This window comes from Streptomyces sp. T39 (assembly GCF_008042045.1).
GTDB lineage: Bacteria > Actinomycetota > Actinomycetes > Streptomycetales > Streptomycetaceae > Streptomyces.
The window spans coordinates 1-18,005 of sequence record NZ_RDBP01000211.1; the positions used below are offsets into that span (position 1 = coordinate 1).

The window sequence follows — 18,005 nt, forward strand, 5'->3', positions numbered from 1 at the left end:
CCGGGGCGTTGGGCGCCTTGTCCGGTGAAGAGGAAGGCGGTTTTGCCGGTTTGGGTCTGGGTGATGGGGGTGGTGGTGTCGGCGATGCGGTCGAGTTGGGTGAGGAGGTCGTCGCGGTCGGTGCCGATGGCTGCGGCGCGGTGGTGGAAGGCGGTGCGGGTGGTGGCGAGGGAGTGGGCGATGTCGGTGACGGTGTGTTCGGGGTGTTCGCGGACGTGGGCGGCGAGGCGGCGGGCCTGGTCGCGGACGGCGTCCTCGGTGCGGCCGGACACCACCCACGGCACCGGCCACGCCACACCCGCCTCTACCGGGGCCTCCACCGGCTCCACCACCGGCGCCTGCTCCAGCACCACATGCACATTCGTGCCGCCCATCCCGAAGGACGACACGCCCGCACGACGCGGGGTCCCGGACGCGGTCCGCCACTCCTCGAGCCGTGTCTGCACCCGCAGCCGGAGCGTGTCGAGGGGGATGTCGGGGTGGGGCCGGTCGAAGTTCAGGCTGGGCGGCAGCTGGCCGTGACGCACGGAGAGCACGGCCTTGATCAGCCCCGTGACGCCCGCGGCTCCCTCCAGGTGGCCGATGTTCGTCTTCACCGAACCGACGCGCAGAGGAGCGTCCTCGGGCCGCTCGGCGCCGAGGACGGCGCCGAGCGCCCGGGCCTCCACGGGGTCGCCCACCTTGGTGCCGGTGCCGTGCAGTTCGACGTACTGCACCTGCGACGGGTCGACGCCGGCGCGCGCGTAGGCGGCGCGGAGGACCTCCTGCTGTCCCACGGCGTGCGGGGAGGTGAGGCTCTCGCCGCCGCCGTCGTTGTTGGTGGCCGAGCCGCGGATCACGCACAGCACGTCGTCGCCGTCGCGCAGGGCGGCCGACAGCGGCTTCAGGACGACCACACCGCCGCCTTCGCCGCGGACGTATCCGTTGGCGCGCTCGTCGAAGGTGTACGCCAGGCCGTCGGGGGACAGGGCACCGAAACGGGAGGTCGTCAGGAAGCTGTCCGGGACCAGGTTCAGGTGCACACCGCCCGCGAGGGCGACGGCGGACTCGCCACGGCGCAGCGACTCGCACGCCAGATGCACCGCGGCCAGCGACGACGACTGGCCGGAGTCGACGGTGAGACTCGGTCCGCGCAGGGCGAGGACGTAGGAGATCCGGTTGGCGATGATGCTGCGGCTCAGACCGGTCAGCGTGTGCTGGGTGACGGCCGACGCGTCGAGGCGGTGCACCAGAGTGGCGTAGTCGTCGGATATCGCACCGAGGAACACACCGGTCCGGCTGCCCGCGAGCGCGTCGCCGCCGATGCCCGCGCGCTCCGTCGCCTCCCAGCACAGTTCCAGGGCCAACCGCTGCTGGGGGTCCATGGCGGTGGCTTCGCGCGGCGAGATCCCGAAGAACTCGGGGTCGAACGCGGCCACGTCGCCGTCGAGGAAGCCGCCCCGGACGGTCACCGCGCCGAGTTCCCGCAGGCTCGTCGGGTCGAATCGGTCCCCGGGTATTTCCGAGACCGCGTCCTTCCCTTCGACGAGAAGTCGCCAGAATTCCTCGGGATCCGTCGCACCGGGTACCCGGCATGCCATTCCGATCACGGCAATGGGTTCGTCAGGCAGCACGGAATTGTTCACCATTACGACCTCATACTCGTATCCGCAGCCGGCAATGACACGTGGGAGAATTCATGACCCTGGACGAAGCTATCCGCGCGTGATGCGCACGGACCACCCCTAACCCCTTCCTAGGGGGTGGGTTTCCAGGGGTGGGCGGCCCGGGCGCAGGGGGCCACCGCTATGCACGGTTGGCGATATACCACTTGACGGTCTCGGCGATTCCCTCGTCGAAGCCCACCAGGGGCCGGTAGCCGAGTTCACCGGAAATCTTCCCGATGTCGACGGAGTACCGGAGATCGTGGCCTTTCCGGTCCTCGACCTGCTCGACGCTCGACCAGTCCTTGCCGAGGCTCCGGAGGATGAGCGAGGTGAGCTGGCGGTTGCTCAGCTCCGTGCCGCCGCCGATGTTGTAGACCTCGCCGGGCCGTCCGGACTCGGCGACCAGGGCGATGCCCCGGCAGTGGTCGTCGACGTGCAGCCAGTCCCTGACGTTCTCCCCGTCCCCGTACAGCGGCACCGTGAGGCCGTCCGCGAGGCGGGAGACGAACAGCGGGATGACCTTCTCCGGGTACTGGTGGGGGCCGTAGTTGTTGGAGCACCGGGTGATGCACACCGGCAGCCCGTGGGTCCGGTGGTAGGCGCGGACCAGCAGGTCGGAGGCGGCCTTGGAGGCCGAGTAGGGCGAGTTCGGGGCCAGCGGGCACTCCTCGTCCCAGGACCCCTCGGCGATCGACCCGTAGACCTCGTCCGTGGAGACGTGGACGAACTTGGCGACCCCCGCGGCGTCGGCCGCCTTGAGCAGGGTCGCGGTGCCCAGCACATTGGTGCGGACGAACTCCATGGGGTCCTCGATGGACCGGTCCACATGGGACTCCGCCGCGAAGTGGACGACCAGGTCCGCGCCGTCGAGCACCTCGTCCACCACACCGGCGTCGCAGATGTCCCCCTGCACGAAGCGCATGTGCGGGCTGCCGGCGACCGGTGCGAGATTGTCCAGATTCCCCGCGTAGGTGAGTTTGTCGAGCACCACCACGTCGGCGTCCGCGAAGGCGGGATATTCGCCCGCGACGACCTTCCGGACGAAATTCGAGCCGATGAAGCCCGCGCCTCCCGTCACTACGATGCGCATGGCACTCCTCCAAGCCCTCTGGGAAAGGGGCGGTTGTCGGGAGAGTCCGTATTGACTCGCGCAGAACGTAGCAACGCCGATCACGGCCCAGCCAGGAAGCGGGGGAGTTCTAGGGGGAGACTCAGGGGTTTGCCCCGCGCCTCGGGCGTGTGCGGGCAATTCTGGTGCGGCGGCACGCCGCGGACGCCGCGGGCCCCCGCTTCCGGGGATCCGCGGCGTCCGGTGCCGGCGAAGAAGTCCTAGGCGATTTCCGTGACGGTCGACCGAAGCCCCGTCGGGAGTTCCTGACGGTTTCTGATGCCGAGCTTGCGGTAGATCTTCGTCAGATGCTGCTCGACCGTGCTCACGGTGATGTAGAGCGTGGCCGCTATCTCCCGGTTGCTGTATCCGTCCACGGCGAGCGCCGCGACCCGGGACTCCGAGCGGCTCAGCTTCACCGTGAACCCGCCGGGCCGCGCCTCCTTCAGGCTCAGCAGCTGGGCCACCGCCCCGTCCGGGACGGGATCGCGGTTCACCTCACGGTCGTCGCGCAGCGCACGCGCGATGCCGACGTAGAGACCGTCGGCACCGCACTTCCTGGCGACGCGCGCGGCGCTCGCGAGCAGCCCCCGCGCACGGTCGGTGTGTCCCTGCCGGCGATGGGCGTGGGCCAGGCTCACCTGCGCCCGGGCCGTCTCCAGCCGGTCGCCGCACTGCTGGAACTCCCTCACCGCCTGCGTGAGATGGAGGAGCACGTCCTTGCTCTTGGGGTTGGCGCAGGCGGCACGCAGCAGGAGCGCGGTGCCGCGGGTGCGCGAGGTCGTCGGGGAGCCGACCCGCAGCTGCGCGTCGATCAGGCCCTCCGCGCGGTCCCGCTTGCCCAGTTGCAGCCATGCCTCGGCGGCGTCGAGCCGCCACGGCAGGGGCGCCGGCCAGTCGACCCCCCACCGCTGGGCGAGCTGCCCGGCGAGCAGGAACTCGCCGAGTGCGGCGTTGGGACGGTTGACCGCCAGGTAGTGGCGTCCGCGGGCACGCCGGTAGGCCAGCCCGTAGGCGCTGCGGAAGAGGGCCTCGGGCACCGGCCGGCTCAGTCGCTGGGCCGCCGCCTCGTGCCGGCCCATGGCCGTGTACGCCATGATCTGGAAGGCCAGCGGCCCTCCGGTGAAGACACCGCCGTCCCAGCCGGGCACCGCGTTCTGCGCGAGGGTGGCGTACTGCTCGGCGTCGGTCAGATTGCCCTGGCGCAGCGCGATCTCGGCGCGCTTGGAGGCGAACATGGCGTGCCAGCCGGGGGACCGGCGGCGCTCCGCCTCGTCCATCAGGGCGTCGCACCGCTGCTCGGCCAGATCCAGTCGATCCGCGTAGATGAGGAGGTTCAGCGAATTGACGATGGTGTCGAAGGTGCTGTCGGTGAGCGGGTAGGTCTCCAGGGGGTGGACCGCCGCGTCGATCCGCGCCTCGCCGGGCTCGTCCGCCGCGGCCGGCGCGAAGCCGAGGCCGATGTCGGGGAGCAGCGCCGCCGGTTCGGCCTCCGCCGGCTCGTGCGTCTCGCCCGGTTCGCGCAGCCACAGGCTGCTGCCGTACTGCGGGGACAGCGTGCCCTCGCGGTCACCGGGGCCGCGGCGGCGCAGCGCGTCGCGGGCCTCGCTCAGCCTGCCGTGCGAGACGAGCAGTTCCACGAGCTCCTCGATCCGCGAGGAGGGCAGCGCCCCCGCGTGCAGGGCCGCCAGCGGCTCCTCCAGCATGCGTTCGGAGGCCGCCGGGTTGAGCCGCCACATCACGGCCGAGGCGAGCAGCCGGTTGCTCGCGCGGGTCCCCGGCTCCTCGCACGACTCGTAGGCGAGGTCGAGGAAGGCGGCGGCCAGGCGGGCGTTGTCCTGGGCGAGGGCCTGTTCCGCCGCGCTCTGGAGGACCGGCACGGCCCACCACTCGTCGGCGCTGCCTGCGTCGAGGAGCTGCCGGGCGATGAGCATCGACTGGGCGCCGCTGCGGTGCAGCAGCGCGGCCGCCCTGCGGTGCCGCTTCTGCCGTGTCTCACGGCCCATGTGCTCCAGCACCGCGGCCCTGATCCTCGGGTGGCTGAGCTGCGCGTCACGGGCGACGCCGACCTCGCGCAGGATGCGGATGCCACGTGTCACCCGGTCCTCCGGCATGGCCAGGAGCTCGGCGAGCCGGTCCGTGCCGGAGGCGGTGCCCAGCGTGGCCATGCCCTCGGCGAGCAGGGCCGCGGTGGGGCCGCTGCGCCGGATGCAGTCGATGACCGCCTGGAGGAAGATGTCGCCGATGACGGCGTCCACCGGCTGCTCCCCCTTCATGGGTTTCGTGGCAGCCCGCGAATCGTCCATGAGCGCGTGGAGGAGCAGGGGATTCCCGCCGGTGAGTTCGTGCCACTGGCGGACGGAGCCGATCTGCCAGGGCACGGCCGCATGAGAATTGAGCAGTCTCGCCGTGTCCCGAACGGAGAGGAGCTCCATTCGCAGGCGCGAGGAATTCGGGAGTCGCATGATGCGCGTGTCGAACGTGGGGTCCTTCGGCTCACAGGTCAGGTCGCGTGAGAACGCGATCATGAGCCGGGCCGAGTCCAGCTTCGCGGCGGCGTAGAGGAGGTACTGGAGCGAGGCCGAGTCGATGGACTGGAGGTCGTCGATGCAGATCAGAACCGGTCTGCTCATGACCAGTTCGAGGAGCGCGGCGCAGAAGTCGCGTGCGCCGCGCATGGGTTCGGGAGGGGGTGTGGGCGACCGGAGGGCGGTCGCGCCGGACCGTGCGGTGCTCAGCAGAGTGCCGTGGAAAAGAGCCCGCCGCATTCGGTCGGCCGTATTTCCCGGCAGGGTCGGACAATCGAGGAACTGGCGTAGCGCATCGAGTGGTTCGGGATTGTCGAGAAGCGCTCCGTGTGCCCACAGGACCACTGCTCCCGACTCTTTTGCGTACTCTTTCAAGAGTTCCAGGGCTGTCGACTTTCCACACCCCGCAGCGCCTTCGAGAAGGGTCACCCGTGTTTCGCCGGCGAGGCTGCGGGTAAATTGGCCGCGAAGGGCACCTACCTGAGCTTCGAACCCTTCCGTGCTGGCGAGTGTGCGTCTGAGCATTTTCATCCCCCGTGCTCATCGATGTCGTTCTGCACCTTGAGTACGGGCGAAATTCTAACGCATGTTCGTGTCGAACATCCATTGCGGACTGATGTAATCCGCTTCCCCGTCGCCGCCGGTGGGCGTGCGTCCCCGCCTCCCGAAGGCCGGACTCCGCAAAGGAGTCCGCACCGGGGCGAGTGCTCATGCAATGGTGCAGACCGTGCAGGTCAGCAGTGTATCGCCGCTGTGTTTCCCCGGAATGTCACGCGAGGCCCGTGCGATACGCGGCAGTGGTGCCGCCGTTTATTCACACCCTGAAGCGATATCCCGCCACGGAATCACAGGGTGCTGCGGGCGGGGATGCGAAATCCCTTTCCGCTCTTTCGTCCGGTGTATCCGGCGGCGACGAACTGCTCCAGTCGCGGCGCCGGCTCCAGCCAGGGCTCGCCGAACGTGCCGTGCAGGGAGCGCTGGATGGCGAGCGAGACGTCGAGGCCGACGACGTCCAGCAGCTGGAACGGGCCCATGGGGAAGACGTTGCCGTTCGACATGATCATGTCGATGTCGGCGGTCGTGCCCCGGCACTCCTGGAGCAGCGTCACGGCGTGGTTGAGGTAGGGGAAGAGCAGGGCGTTGACGATGAAGCCGATCCGGTCCTGGCAGTCGACCGTCCTCTTGCCCAGGGTCCTGGCCGTCGCATGGACCGTGGCGGTCACGTCCGGCGAGGTCAGCACCGTGTGCGAGACCTCGATCAGCTTCATCACGGGCGCCGGGTTGAAGAAGTGCATGCCGGCCACGTCCTCCGGCCGGGCGGTCGCCCGCGCGCACTCGACCACGGGCAGGCTGGACGTGGAGGTCGTCAGCACCGCACCCGGCCGGCAGACCCGGTCGAGCTCGCCGAAGATCTTCCGCTTGACGTCGATGTCCTCCGCGACCGCCTCGACGACGAGGTCGCAGCCGGCGAGCGCCTGCGGATCGGACGCGCAGGTCAGCCGGTCCATCGCCGCGTCACGGGCGTCGGCGGTGAGCTTGCCGCGCTGCACCCCGCGTCCCAGCGACCGGTCGACGGCGGCACGCGCGGACCCGGCCCGCTCGTCGCTCCGCGCGACGAGGACCGTCGGGTGGCCGGAGCGTGCGCAGACCTCCGCTATCCCGGCGGCCATCGTTCCGGAGCCGACCACGCCGATGCTCCGCACCTCCCGCGCCTGCCCCTGCCGGGGCGCCGCGCCGTCGGCGTCGGGCGACGGCGAGCCGTCCGTCCAGGAGTAGAAGCCGCGGCCGGCCTTGCGGCCGAGCAGCCCGGCCGACACCATCTGGCGCAGGCTCGGCCGCGGCAGGAAGCGCCGGTCGCCGGTGCGCGCGTGCAGTGCCTCCAAGGTGTCGAGGGCCGTGTCCAGCCCGATCGCGTCGAGCTGGGCGAGCGGCCCGCTGCGCAGGCCGCAGCCGAGCGACATCGCCGTGTCGATGCTGTCGCGCGTCGCGTAGCGCTGCTCGTGCATCGCGACCGCGTCGTTGAGGTACGCCAGGGTCAGGGCGCTGCCGACGAGTCCCGCGCGGTCCGCCGTCGTCACCGGGTGCCATCCCAGGCCGCGGACCAGTTCCCGCACGTCGTCGAGGACCGTGTCCACCGTCAGCGGGGTGGGCACGAGCTCCACCGTGAGCTCCTTGGCCTCCCCGTCCGGGAGGAACAGGTGCAGCCCGACGAGACGGTCGGGGCACCCGGCCTCGAACGCCAGCTCGGTGACCGGGAGTCCGCCGGACGTGGTGACGAACACCGTGTCCGGACCGCAGAGCGCGGCCGCCTCGCCGAGCACGGCACGCTTCACCGCGGCCCGCTCGGGCACCGCCTCGACGACCAGCTCCGCCTCGGCGGCGTCCGCGAGTCTGCCGGTGAACTCGATGCCGCCCGGGCCTCTTTCGCCGATCCGTCTTCTCGCCCTCTCGGTGGCCGCCGGATCGGTGTCGACCGCGACGACACGCCGTCCGCTGCCGACCAACTGCCCCGCAATCGCCGATCCCGTGGTTCCGAGTCCGATCACCGCGACGGTGGAGAGGTGCCGAGCCATGGAGGGGCGTCCCTTCGGGTCGTGGGCCACGGCCCGTGAACCGAAGGGGATGAGAACGGCTGTCCCCGGGGCCGCATCTGAAAACCGACGCTACGGTTTTACCGTTTGTTGAACAACCCCTATGCCCCGACCCCCTACTCCGCCCCGATCGCCGGCCCGGAGTTCCGTGCCCCCGGCATCATGTCGGGGCACGCCTCCCGCGGGGCCCGTCAACTCCCGCCTTTCTCGGCCCGGTTAACCGTCGTTCCTGGTCACAGCCGTGCGCCGGGCGCCGGCCGGGGGTCGCAGCCGCCGCGGACCGCCGTCCCGGCGAGCCTTCGGGCGGCCACCCCAGGCGCGTACCGGTTCCCCTGGCGCCCACCCCCTCACGGGGTGTCCCGCCGCGCCGGCCGAAGGGACGTATCGGAGCGATTCGCCCATCCCCCTGGTAAGGGGGCGGCTGGCTGATCTTCGGGGGGTCCCCGGGCTCCGCGGAACCCGCGGTTCACCGCCCGGTCGCGATGGCGCGGCGTGCACCGGCGGCCACGCTCCGTCGCCGTGCGGCCCGCGGGGGAGGGGGCCCCGTGCCCGGCCCCCGCGGCGCGGAACCGTGCGGCCCCGCGGCGCGGAACCGTGCGGCCGGCGAGGCGTGGAACCGTGCGGCCGCCGGTGCGGGCGGACCAGCGCCGAGGTGCCCCGCTCCCGGCGAGGGCGCATCCTGGCGTGTGGGAGCCTCCACGGCCGCGACCGACCCGCTGCCGCCGAACCAGGGAGCGATACGACGTGACACCTGCTCCTCGCGGCGAGAGAGCCGCCCGGGCCGGAGGCTGGGACCAGGACTCCGCCCTCGCCCGCGCGGTGCTGTCCCAGGAGCGCATCGCGGTCATGGAGTTCGACATGGACCTGCGCCCCGTCCGCGCGAACGGGGCCTGCGCGGCCATGCGCCCGGACGGGGCGGGCGAGGACTGGCTGCTGGACCTCCCCGGCACCGGCGCCCACGGCACGGTGCGCGCCTTCATGGCCCGGGTGGCCGAGACCGGGACGCCCGTGGTCGCGGCCGAGTACCCCCTCGGGCCGCCGGACTCCGACCGCATGCTGTCGCTCACCTGCATCCGCGTCACCGACCCCCTGGACGTGCCCGTCGGCATCGCCATCGCCGCCGTCGAGGTCACCGAGCGCCACCGGGCGCAGCGGCGGCTGTCGGCGGCCTACCGGGAGGCCTTCGAGATCGGTGGCTCGCTGGACGTCGTGCACAGCGCACGTGAGCTGGTCGCCGTCCTCGTGCCCGCCCTGGGCGATCTCGCGTTCGTCGACTTCCCCGACGACGTCCTCCAGGGCCGTGACCCGAATCCGGGCTACCGGGGCGCGGAGGCCTCGGCCGCGCGCCGGGTGGCCACGAAGGCGGCGAACGGCACCTGGCCCGCCGCCCTGGTGCAGGTCGGCGAGCCCGTGCCGAGCCCGCCCGAGCAGCCCGCGACGGCGGTCATGGCCGTCGGCGGAGCCCTCGTCGCGGACGCGGAGAGCGCCCGCCGCATCCTCGGCGACGACCCGCGACTGCTCGCCCGGCTCATGCCGGAGGGGATGCACCACGCGCTCGGCTGCCCGCTCCACCACCGGGGCCGGTTCTTCGGATACGCCCAGGTCTACCGCGTCGACGACCCCGCCCCGTTCGCCGACGCCGACATCAAACTGATGCAGGACCTGTGCCTCCGCGCGGCCCTCGCGATCGACAACGCCTTCCGCTTCACTCGCGAGCACCGGACGGCCGTCGTCCTCCAGCAGAGCCTGCTGCCCCCCTCGGCCACCGAGACGGCGGCCGCCGAGACCGCCGGCGCCTACCTCCCCGCGGGCGGCAGCGTCAGTGTCGGCGGGGACTGGTTCGACGCCTTCCCGATCTCCTCCCTGCGCATGGCCCTCGTCGTCGGGGACGTCATCGGCCACGGCCTGCAGGCGACCGCCACCATGGCGCGGCTCCGCACCGCCGTGCAGACCCTCGCCGACCTCGACCTGCCCCCCGACGAACTCCTCACCCGGCTCGACGACCTGGTGCAGCGGATGGTCGCCGAGTCGAGGGAGCCCGACACGGTCGGCGCCTCCTGCCTGTTCGCCGTCTACGACCCCGTGACGGGTGCGTGCCAGATGGCCAGCGCGGGGCATCCCCCGCCGGTCATCGTCCGGCCGGACGGCAGCGCCGAGTACGCGGCGGTGGTCCCCGGGCCGCCCCTGGGCGTGGGTGACAACCCGTTCGAGGTGTTCAGCACGACCCTTCCGGTCGGCAGCGTGCTCGCCCTCTACACCGACGGCCTGCTCCGGCGGGCCGGAGCGGTGGACGGGAGCGGTGCGCCGGCGGCCGCACCCGCCGACGGGCCGGACGGGGTGGAGGCGCGGCTCCCCGCGGAACTTGCGGGACTGCTGGCGGACGGCCGTCCCCTCGACCGGATCGCCGCCGAACTGACCACGCGGCGCGCCGCACCGGAGCAGCCCGGGGACGACGTCACCGTGCTGCTCGCCCGCACCCGTGTCGTGGCGGGACGGGACACGGCGACCTGGGAGTACGCCGCCGACCCGGCCGCCGTCCACCGGGCCCGTACCGACGCCCTGCGCCAACTGGACGCCTGGGGCCTGGCGGAGGAGTCCTTCGCCACCGAACTCATCGTCAGCGAACTCGTCACCAACGCGATCCGGCACGCGGGCGGCCCCGTCGTGCTGCGCCTGATCCGCGACCGGGTGCTCGTGTGCGAGGTCGCCGACCCGAGCAACACGCAGCCGCGCCTGCGCCGGGCGCTGAGCACGGACGAGGGCGGGCGTGGCCTGTTCCTGATCGCGCAGCTCTCCACCCGGTGGGGGTGCCGGTACGGCGCCCGCGGCAAGACGATCTGGACCGAGCAGGCCCTCGGACCGGGCCGGTGACCCGGCCGTCCCCGGCGGCGTCCGGCGGGCACGGGCGGGGCCCGGCGCTCACCGGCCGCGTCCGGCGGGCAGGGGATCAGCGGTCGCCGCGGCGGGTGGTCCTGCGGTAGCCGAAGGGCCCCGGCAGGTCCATCGACGTGGTCCGGCGGCCGGTGGACGAGTAGGTGTGACGCGGTCCCTTGCCCTTTCCGAGGGTGAGGGACAGGGACTTGCGGTTGATGTTGAGGCGGACACCGGGGAGGATCCGGAAGCTCTTGCGGAACGTGACGGGCACGGTGGGCTCCTTTCGTCGACGATGCGTCTTCCCCCGCTCGCCCCTACCACTCGGCACGTCTCCCGCGGGACGGTGACGGCGGCCCGTCCCCCTGCGCCTGACGGCCCGTCGGCCCGCCTCCCCCGGCGCACACGGCCCGCCTCGCCGTGCGCCGCCGGGCCGCGCTTGACCTCAACCAAAGTTGAGGTACCACGATCCCTCCCATGGACATCACGCATCCCGACACCTCCCCGTCCGCCCGTTCCGGCGTCCCCCTCCGCGAGTCCGCGCACGCGATCCCCTCCCGGGCGTCCCGGACGGGGACGTCGGCCCGGCGGCCCAGCCCCGGCCCGCCGGGCACCGCGACGGCCGCCCCCCGCCGTCCGTTCACGGCCTGAGGGGGACGGACGGATGCTGCTCCGACTCGTGGCCAGCCGGCTGCGCCCCTACCGGCGGACCCTCGCGCTCGTCGTCCTCCTCCAACTCGTCCAGGCCCTCGCCTCGCTGACCCTGCCCCGCGTCAACGCCGACATCATCGACAACGGCGTCCTGCGCGGTGACACCTCCCATGTGCTGACCGGCGGCGCGCTGATGGCCGGTGTCACCCTCGTCCAGGCGGCCGCCGCGGCCGCCGCCGTCCTGTTCGGCGCCAGGATCGCCATGGGCATCGGACGCGACCTGCGGGCCGACGTCTTCCGCAGGGTCCAGGCGTTCTCCGCCCGGGAGATGAGCCGCTTCGGCACCGCCTCGCTGATCACCCGCACCACCAACGACGTCCAGCAGGTGCAGACGTTCGCCGTCCTCATCCTGACCATGCTCGTCGCCGCCCCCCTGCTGTGCGTGGGCGGGATCGTCATGGCGCTCGACGAGGACGTCCCGCTCGCCCTGCTCCTCCTCCTGTTCGTCCCGCTGATGGCGGGCGCCGTCGGCACGGTCGTGCTGCGGATGCGGCCGCTCTTCCGCGGCATGCAGGAGCGCGTCGACCGGGTCAACCGGGTGGTGCGCGAGCAGATCACCGGCATCCGCGTCGTCCGCGCCTTCGTCCGGGACCGGCACGAGCAGGGGCGGTTCGCCGCCGCCAACGACGAACTCCAGGAGGTCGGCCTGCGGGCCGGCCGCCTCCAGGCGGTGATGTTCCCCATCGTGCTGGTGGTCTGGGAGCTGGCCACCGTCGGTGTCATCTGGGTCGGCGCCCACCGCATCGACTCGGGCGCCCTGCAGGCCGGTTCGCTCGTCGCGTTCCTCGGCTACCTGCTCCAGATCATGATGTCGGTGATGATGGCCCTCTTCCTGCTGATGCACATGCCCCGTGCCGAGGTCTGCGCCGAACGCATCCGGGAGATCCTCGACACCCGGCCCTCCGTCGCCCCGCCCGCGGCCCCCGTCCGGGCGCTGCGGGGACCCGGTGTGCTGGAGGTCCGCGAAGCGGGCTTCAGCTACCCCGGCGCCGAGGAGCCCGTGCTCCGCTCCGTGAGCCTCACCGCCCGGCCCGGCACCACCACCGCCGTCATCGGCTCCACCGGCAGCGGCAAGACCACCCTCCTCGGCCTCGTCCCACGGCTCTTCGACGCGACCGGCGGGACGGTACGGGTCGGCGGCGTCGACGTCCGCGCCATGGACCCCGCGCTCCTCGCCCGCACCGTGGGACTCGTCCCGCAGAAGCCGTACCTCTTCTCCGGCACGGTCGCGGGCAACCTGCGCTACGGCCGACCCGGCGCGAGCGACGCGGACCTGTGGCACGCCCTGGAGGTGGCCCAGGCCGCCGACTTCGTGCGCGCCCTCGACGGCGGCCTGGACGCGCCGGTCGCCCAGGGCGGCACCAACCTCTCCGGAGGACAGCGCCAGCGCCTCGCCATCGCCCGCGTCCTCGTCGCCCGACCGCAGGTGTACCTCTTCGACGACTCCTTCTCCGCTCTCGACAACCGCACGGACGCCGCCCTGCGGCAGGCCCTCGCGGAGGAGACCGCCGGTGCGACCGTCGTGATCGTCGCCCAGCGGGTCGCCACCGTCCGCGGCGCCGACCGGATCGTCGTCCTCGACCGGGGCAGGGCCGTCGGCAGCGGCACCCACCCGGAACTCATGCGGGACAGCGCCGTCTACCGGGAGATCGTCCTCTCCCAGCTCACCCAGGAGGAAGCCGCATGACCACCCGCACCGCGCCCGAACGCCGCGGCCCGGCGCCCCAGCAGCGTGGTCCCGGCCTCGCCGCCCCCGCCCTCGAACGGTCCCTCGACTTCCGCGCGTCCGGCCTGCGTCTGCTGCGCACCCTGGCGCCCGAACGGGCCCGGCTCGTCGCGGTGTTCGCCGCCGCCGCGGTCGGGGTCTCGTTCGCCGTCGTCACCCCCGTCATCCTCGGCCGCGCCACCGACCTGGTGCTCGCCGGCGCCGCCGGCGAGGACGGCGTCGACTTCCCGGCCCTGGCCGGAGCGCTGGTCACGGTGTTCGCCCTGGCCGTCGGCTCCGCCGCGCTCAACTGGCTCCAGCAGCGCCTCGCGACGACCGTGGTCCAGCGGACCGGACACCTGCTGCGCGAGCAGGCGCAGCACAAGCTGGCGCGGCTGCCCCTCGCCTACGTCGACGCCCAGCCCCGGGGCGAGATCCTCAGCCGCACCACCAACGACATCGACAACGTGACCCAGACGCTCCAACAGGCGCTCAGCCAGATGATCAGGGCGCTGCTGACCCTGGCGGGGGTGCTGGCGATGATGTTCTGGATCTCGCCGCTGCTCGCCCTGATCGCCCTGGCGACCGTGCCGCTCTCGGTGCTCACGGCGGCACGGATCGGCAGGCGCGCCCAGCCGCAGTTCGTGCGGCAGTGGTCCGTCACCGGCCGGCTGAACAGCCACGTCGAGGAGATGATCACCGGTCACGCCGAGGTCGTCGCCTTCGGACGGCGCGACGACGCCGTCGCACGCTTCGACGAACTGGGCGGGGAACTGTACGCGGCGAGCTTCCGCGCCCAGTCCGTGTCCGGCTTCATCCAGCCCGCCCTCACCTTCGTCGGCAACCTCAACTACGTCCTGATCGCGGTCGCCGGCGGACTGCGGGTGGCTTCGGGCACGCTGTCCATCGGCGACGTGCAGGCATTCGTCCAGTACTCCTACGAGTTCAACGGCCCGGTCACCCAGGTCGCGGCCATGGCCAATCTGCTCCAGTCCGGGGTCGCCTCCGCCGAGCGGGTCTTCGACCTCCTCGACGCACCGGAGGAGACCCCGGCGCCGGCCGGGCCGCTGCGCCCGGCACGGCCCCGGGGGCGGGTCTCGTTCGAGAAGGTCGCCTTCCGCTACGAGCCCGGCACCCCGCTCGTCGAGGACCTGACCCTGACGGTGGAGCCGGGACAGACGGTCGCCGTCGTCGGCCCCACGGGCGCGGGCAAGACGACGCTGGTGAACCTCCTCATGCGGTTCCACGAGGTGACCGGCGGCCGGATCACCCTCGACGGCGTGGACACCGCCCGGATGACCCGCGAGGACGTGCGGTCGGGGATCGGCATGGTCCTCCAGGACACCTGGCTCTTCGGCGGCACCATCGCCGAGAACATCGCCTACGGGGTGCCGGGCGAGGTCTCCCGCGAGCGGATCGTCGAAGCCGCCACGGCCACCCACGCGGACCGCTTCATCCGCACATTGCCCCACGGCTACGACACGGTGCTGGACGAGGACGGCGCCGGACTGAGCGCGGGCGAGAGGCAGCTCGTCACGATCGCCAGGGCGTTCCTCGCGGAGCCGGCGGTCCTGGTGCTCGACGAGGCCACCAGCTCGGTCGACACCCGCACCGAACTCCTCGTCCAGCAGGCGATGGCCTCGCTGCGGGCGGGCCGCACCAGCTTCGTCATCGCCCACCGGCTCTCCACCGTCAGGGACGCCGACCTGATCGTCGTGATGGAGGGCGGCTCGATCGCCGAGCAGGGCACCCACGAGGAACTGCTCGCGGCCGGCGGAGCCTACGCCGGGCTGCACGCCGCCCAGTTCGCGCCCGCCGCCTGACGGCACCGCGCCCGCGCGGCCGGAACGAGACGCAGCCCCCGCGGATCTGGTGGTCCGCGGGGGCTGCGCCCAGCCACTCCGGAGTGGGAGCGCTTGGAGTTAACGCCGTCATCATGCACGGGCGCGGGGGCGCCGGCCGGCGGGCGCTCCCGCCGCCGCCCGTGAATCCCCCGGACGGCGGCACCGGCGTCCCGGCCCGGCCGCGCCCGCCGGCCGCTGGCGCCCGCCGGCCGTGGGCGCTCGCCCGCCGGCCGCCGCCGGTCAGCGGGCGAGCACCGGGAGAGCGGGGTAGTCGGTGTAGCCCGTCGCGCCACCGGTGTACATGGCGTACTCGGCGCGCACCGGGTTGACCGGGCCGCCGGTGCGGATGCGGTCCACCAGGTCGGGGTTGGCGAGGAAGGGACGGCCGAGGGACACCAGGTCGGCGCCCGCGGCCAGCAGGCGCTCGGCGGCCTGCCGCCCGCCGTCCGCGGGGATCTGCTCACGCGGCAGCACCGGATTGGCGATGAGGGTGCCGGACCACAGCGCGCGCAGGCGGGCGAAGAGGGGAGCGGCGGGATCGGCGTAGGCGAGGTGCAGATAGGCGAGGCCCTTGCCCGAGGTGGCCGCCAGCAGCGCCGGGTACAGCTCGTCCGCGTCGGTGTCCGCGATGCCGTTGACCGTGTTCCCGGGGGAGATGCGCAGTCCGGTGCGCTCCGGCCCGATGGCGTCCGCGACGGCGTCGACGACCTCCGTGGTGAAGCGGATGCGGCCGGGGATGCCGCCGCCCCAGCCGTCGGTGCGGAGGTTGGTGTTCGGCGCGAGGAACTGGTGGAGCAGGTAGCCGTTGGCGCTGTGGACCTCGACCCCGGCGAACCCGGCGTCCACCGCGCGGCGGGCCGCGGCGGCGAAGTCCGCCACGGTGCTCTCGATCTCCCCGGCCGTCATCGCGCGCGGGATGACGGCGGCCTGGCGGCCGGTGGGCGTGTGGATGGTGTCGGGCAGCGGCACCGGCGAGGGCGCGACCGGTGTGTGACCGCTGGTGTCGGGGTGGCCCACCCGCCCGCCGTGCTGGATCTGCAGGAAGAGCGGCCCGCCCCCGGCCGCCTCGACGGCCCGCACCACCTCGCGCCAGCCGGCGGTGTGGGCGTCCGAGTAGAGGGCGGTGATGTTCGGGTAGGTGCGGCCGACGGCGCTCGGCGTGGAGGCCTCGGCGACGATCAGCCCCGCCGAGGCGCGCTGGGCGTAGTAGTCGGCCATCAGCGGCGACGGAGTGCCGTCGCTCGCCGCCCGGTTGCGGGTCATGGGGGCCATGACCAGGCGGTTGGCCAGGCGGTGGGCGCCCAGGGTGGCGGGTTCCAGAAGCGGGGAGGTCGTCGTCTCGGTGGTCATGCGGCTACCGTAGAAGCTGACACCAATGTCAGATTCAAGCGGGAAGGGTGTGATCCACGTCATGCGGATCGGAGAACTGGCCCGGCGCACCGGAGTGAGCGAACGCAGCCTCCGCTACTACGAGAAGGAGGGCCTGCTCTCCGCCGACCGCACGCCCGGAGGGCACCGCGAGTACACCGGGACGGCCGTGGACCGTGTCCGGCGGATCCAGGAGCTGTACGCGGCCGGACTGTGCAGCTCGAAGATCGGCACCCTGCTTCCCTGCATGCGCGACGTCGACGGAGGGCCGGCGACGCCCGACGACAGCCTCGTCAGGGACCTCACCGTCGAACGCGAGCGGATCGACCGCATGATCGAGGATCTGGTCCGCTCCCGCGCCCTGCTGGACGACGTCATCAGGGCGGCCGCCCACAGCCCCGCCGACGACCCCGCGCGGACCGCCCCGGCGGGGAGCGGAGCCGCGTAGGGCGTCCGTGTCCGCCGGGGGTACGGTGCCGGGGCACACCGAACAGGGGAGCGGGTCCCATGAAGGTCATACGCCGGCCGGCACTGTACGTCGCACTGACGCTGACGCTGGTCGCCGTGGCGGGCTGCGGCTGGTACCAGTTCAGCGACACCGGCAAGCGCTGGCGCTACGAGGACGCGCTCGCCGGCTACTGCCGGGGCCTGATCCCGTCGGCGGAGTCGGCCGTCCTGACCGGCTACGACACCGGGCGCGGCCTGCCCCTCGACGCGCACCGCGGCGGGCCCGGGGGGTTCGAGTTCTGCCGGGTCGGCCCGAACGCGCTCACCATCGCGAAGATCCCCGCCTCCGCCCGCGACGACGACGGGCCCCGGGGCGCCTTCGACAACCTGTGGCCCCAGCGGACGGGCACCCTGCCGCTGCCGCTCGGCGGCGGCTGGCACGGCTACACCAACCGTCGAAGTGCCGCGGTGGTGCTGAGGTGCGCGGACCAGAACGCCTCCGTCGTCGTCGGATCGGCGGCCGGCGGCTCCGTCGTGGCCGGCAGTGCCACCGCGCGGCTCGTCACGGCCACGGCGGTGCGCGCGGCCGAACGGTGGGACTGCGACGCCGAGGCCGGCGGCCCCCTGCCGGACGACTACGCCGAACCGCAGGAGAAGTCGCGCTTCGAGGCGGAGGGCACCTGCGCCGGGATCCCGCTGCGCGACCGGGACGACGTCGACTGGATCAAGGAGACGACCGCGTCGCCGGCGACGGCTCCGCTGGAGCGTTGTGTCCTGGGCGAGGCGCAGACCGAGAGCCGGACGGAACTGTTCACCCTCGACGCCTACTTCGGCCCCTTCGCCCAGTCCTTCGAGGAGACCGCCCCCGGCACCGGTGCGGAGGCGGGCGGCTCCCGCGGCAGCTTCTGGGCCACCGCCGCGTGCCCGGGCGACCGCGTCCGCGCGCGCTTCGCCGTCACCACCGCGGCCCACGCCGAACAGGGCGGCGACGCCTTCGCCCGCGCGGCGCTCAGCGCCTTCGCCGAACGCTCGGCACGGCAGCACGGCTGCACCGACCTCCGCGTCCCGCGCTGAACCCGGACACCTCCGGGCCGCCCCCGGCACCGGTCCGCGCCCCTCGCGACCCCTCCGCCCCAGGCACCGGTCCGCGCCTGTGGCGCCGCACCGTGTTCCGGGCCCACCCCCC

At 73.0% G+C, this 18,005-nt stretch carries 12 protein-coding genes; 6 read left to right on the top strand and 6 right to left on the bottom strand.

From position 1 onward, the window contains the following. From EAO77_RS37095 to EAO77_RS37110, 4 genes are all read right to left on the bottom strand, one after another. A partial coding sequence (locus tag EAO77_RS37095; protein ID WP_261994332.1) for a type I polyketide synthase occupies window positions 1–1,580 on the bottom strand: 1,580 nt, incomplete at its 3' end. Between the two features lie 205 nt (window positions 1,581–1,785). Next, window positions 1,786–2,736: a dTDP-glucose 4,6-dehydratase gene (rfbB, locus tag EAO77_RS37100; RefSeq protein WP_147992667.1), complete on the bottom strand. Its 951-nt coding sequence runs from the start codon at window positions 2,734–2,736 to the stop codon at window positions 1,786–1,788. A gap of 239 nt (window positions 2,737–2,975) precedes the next feature. Further along, window positions 2,976–5,813: a helix-turn-helix transcriptional regulator gene (locus tag EAO77_RS37105; protein WP_147992668.1), complete on the bottom strand. Its 2,838-nt coding sequence runs from the start codon at window positions 5,811–5,813 to the stop codon at window positions 2,976–2,978. Between the two features lie 314 nt (window positions 5,814–6,127). Then, the gene (locus tag EAO77_RS37110; protein WP_147992669.1) at window positions 6,128–7,855 is read right to left on the bottom strand and encodes a 3-hydroxyacyl-CoA dehydrogenase family protein; all 1,728 of its coding nucleotides are present in this window, start codon (window positions 7,853–7,855) and stop codon (window positions 6,128–6,130) included. A 762-nt stretch (window positions 7,856–8,617) separates the two neighbouring features. On the opposite strand from EAO77_RS37110, the gene EAO77_RS37115 reads away from it, so the two are divergent. Next, on the top strand, window positions 8,618–10,744 hold the full coding sequence (locus EAO77_RS37115; protein WP_147992670.1) for a SpoIIE family protein phosphatase: 2,127 nt from the start codon (window positions 8,618–8,620) through the stop codon (window positions 10,742–10,744). A gap of 76 nt (window positions 10,745–10,820) precedes the next feature. Here EAO77_RS37115 and EAO77_RS37120 read toward each other — a convergent pair whose 3' ends face one another. Beyond that, complete coding sequence (locus EAO77_RS37120) at window positions 10,821–11,018, bottom strand: DUF4236 domain-containing protein (protein WP_147992671.1); 198 nt, start codon at window positions 11,016–11,018, stop codon at window positions 10,821–10,823. Window positions 11,019–11,221: 203 nt separating this feature from the next. Between EAO77_RS37120 and EAO77_RS39275 the strand changes: the two genes are divergently transcribed. Genes EAO77_RS39275 through EAO77_RS37130 form a run of 3 tightly spaced genes read left to right on the top strand, consistent with a single transcriptional unit; the run spans window position 11,222 to window position 14,983 of the window. Next, entirely contained in the window at window positions 11,222–11,395 is a 174-nt protein-coding gene (locus EAO77_RS39275) for a hypothetical protein (RefSeq protein ID WP_187283602.1), read from the top strand. Window positions 11,396–11,408: 13 nt separating this feature from the next. Next, window positions 11,409–13,142, top strand: coding sequence for an ABC transporter ATP-binding protein (locus EAO77_RS37125; RefSeq protein WP_147992672.1), 1,734 nt, complete (start codon window positions 11,409–11,411; stop codon window positions 13,140–13,142). Next, window positions 13,139–14,983 (top strand): ABC transporter ATP-binding protein, encoded by a 1,845-nt coding sequence (locus tag EAO77_RS37130; RefSeq protein ID WP_147992673.1) that lies wholly within the window; start codon window positions 13,139–13,141, stop codon window positions 14,981–14,983. The genes EAO77_RS37125 and EAO77_RS37130 overlap by 4 nt, the downstream gene beginning before the upstream one ends. 261 nt (window positions 14,984–15,244) lie before the next feature. On the opposite strand, the gene EAO77_RS37135 is transcribed toward EAO77_RS37130, so the two are convergent. Next, window positions 15,245–16,354 carry an alkene reductase gene (locus tag EAO77_RS37135; RefSeq protein WP_147992674.1) on the bottom strand — a complete coding sequence of 370 codons (1,110 nt, stop codon included), beginning with the start codon at window positions 16,352–16,354 and terminating at the stop codon, window positions 15,245–15,247. Between the two features lie 61 nt (window positions 16,355–16,415). Here EAO77_RS37135 and EAO77_RS37140 point away from each other — a divergent pair, with 61 nt between their 5' ends. Both EAO77_RS37140 and EAO77_RS37145 read left to right on the top strand, forming a co-directional pair. Then, window positions 16,416–16,820, top strand: coding sequence for a MerR family transcriptional regulator (locus EAO77_RS37140; RefSeq protein ID WP_147992676.1), 405 nt, complete (start codon window positions 16,416–16,418; stop codon window positions 16,818–16,820). Between the two features lie 59 nt (window positions 16,821–16,879). Further along, entirely contained in the window at window positions 16,880–17,893 is a 1,014-nt protein-coding gene (locus tag EAO77_RS37145; protein ID WP_147992675.1) for a hypothetical protein, read from the top strand. The last annotated feature ends 112 nt before the right edge of the window (window positions 17,894–18,005 follow it).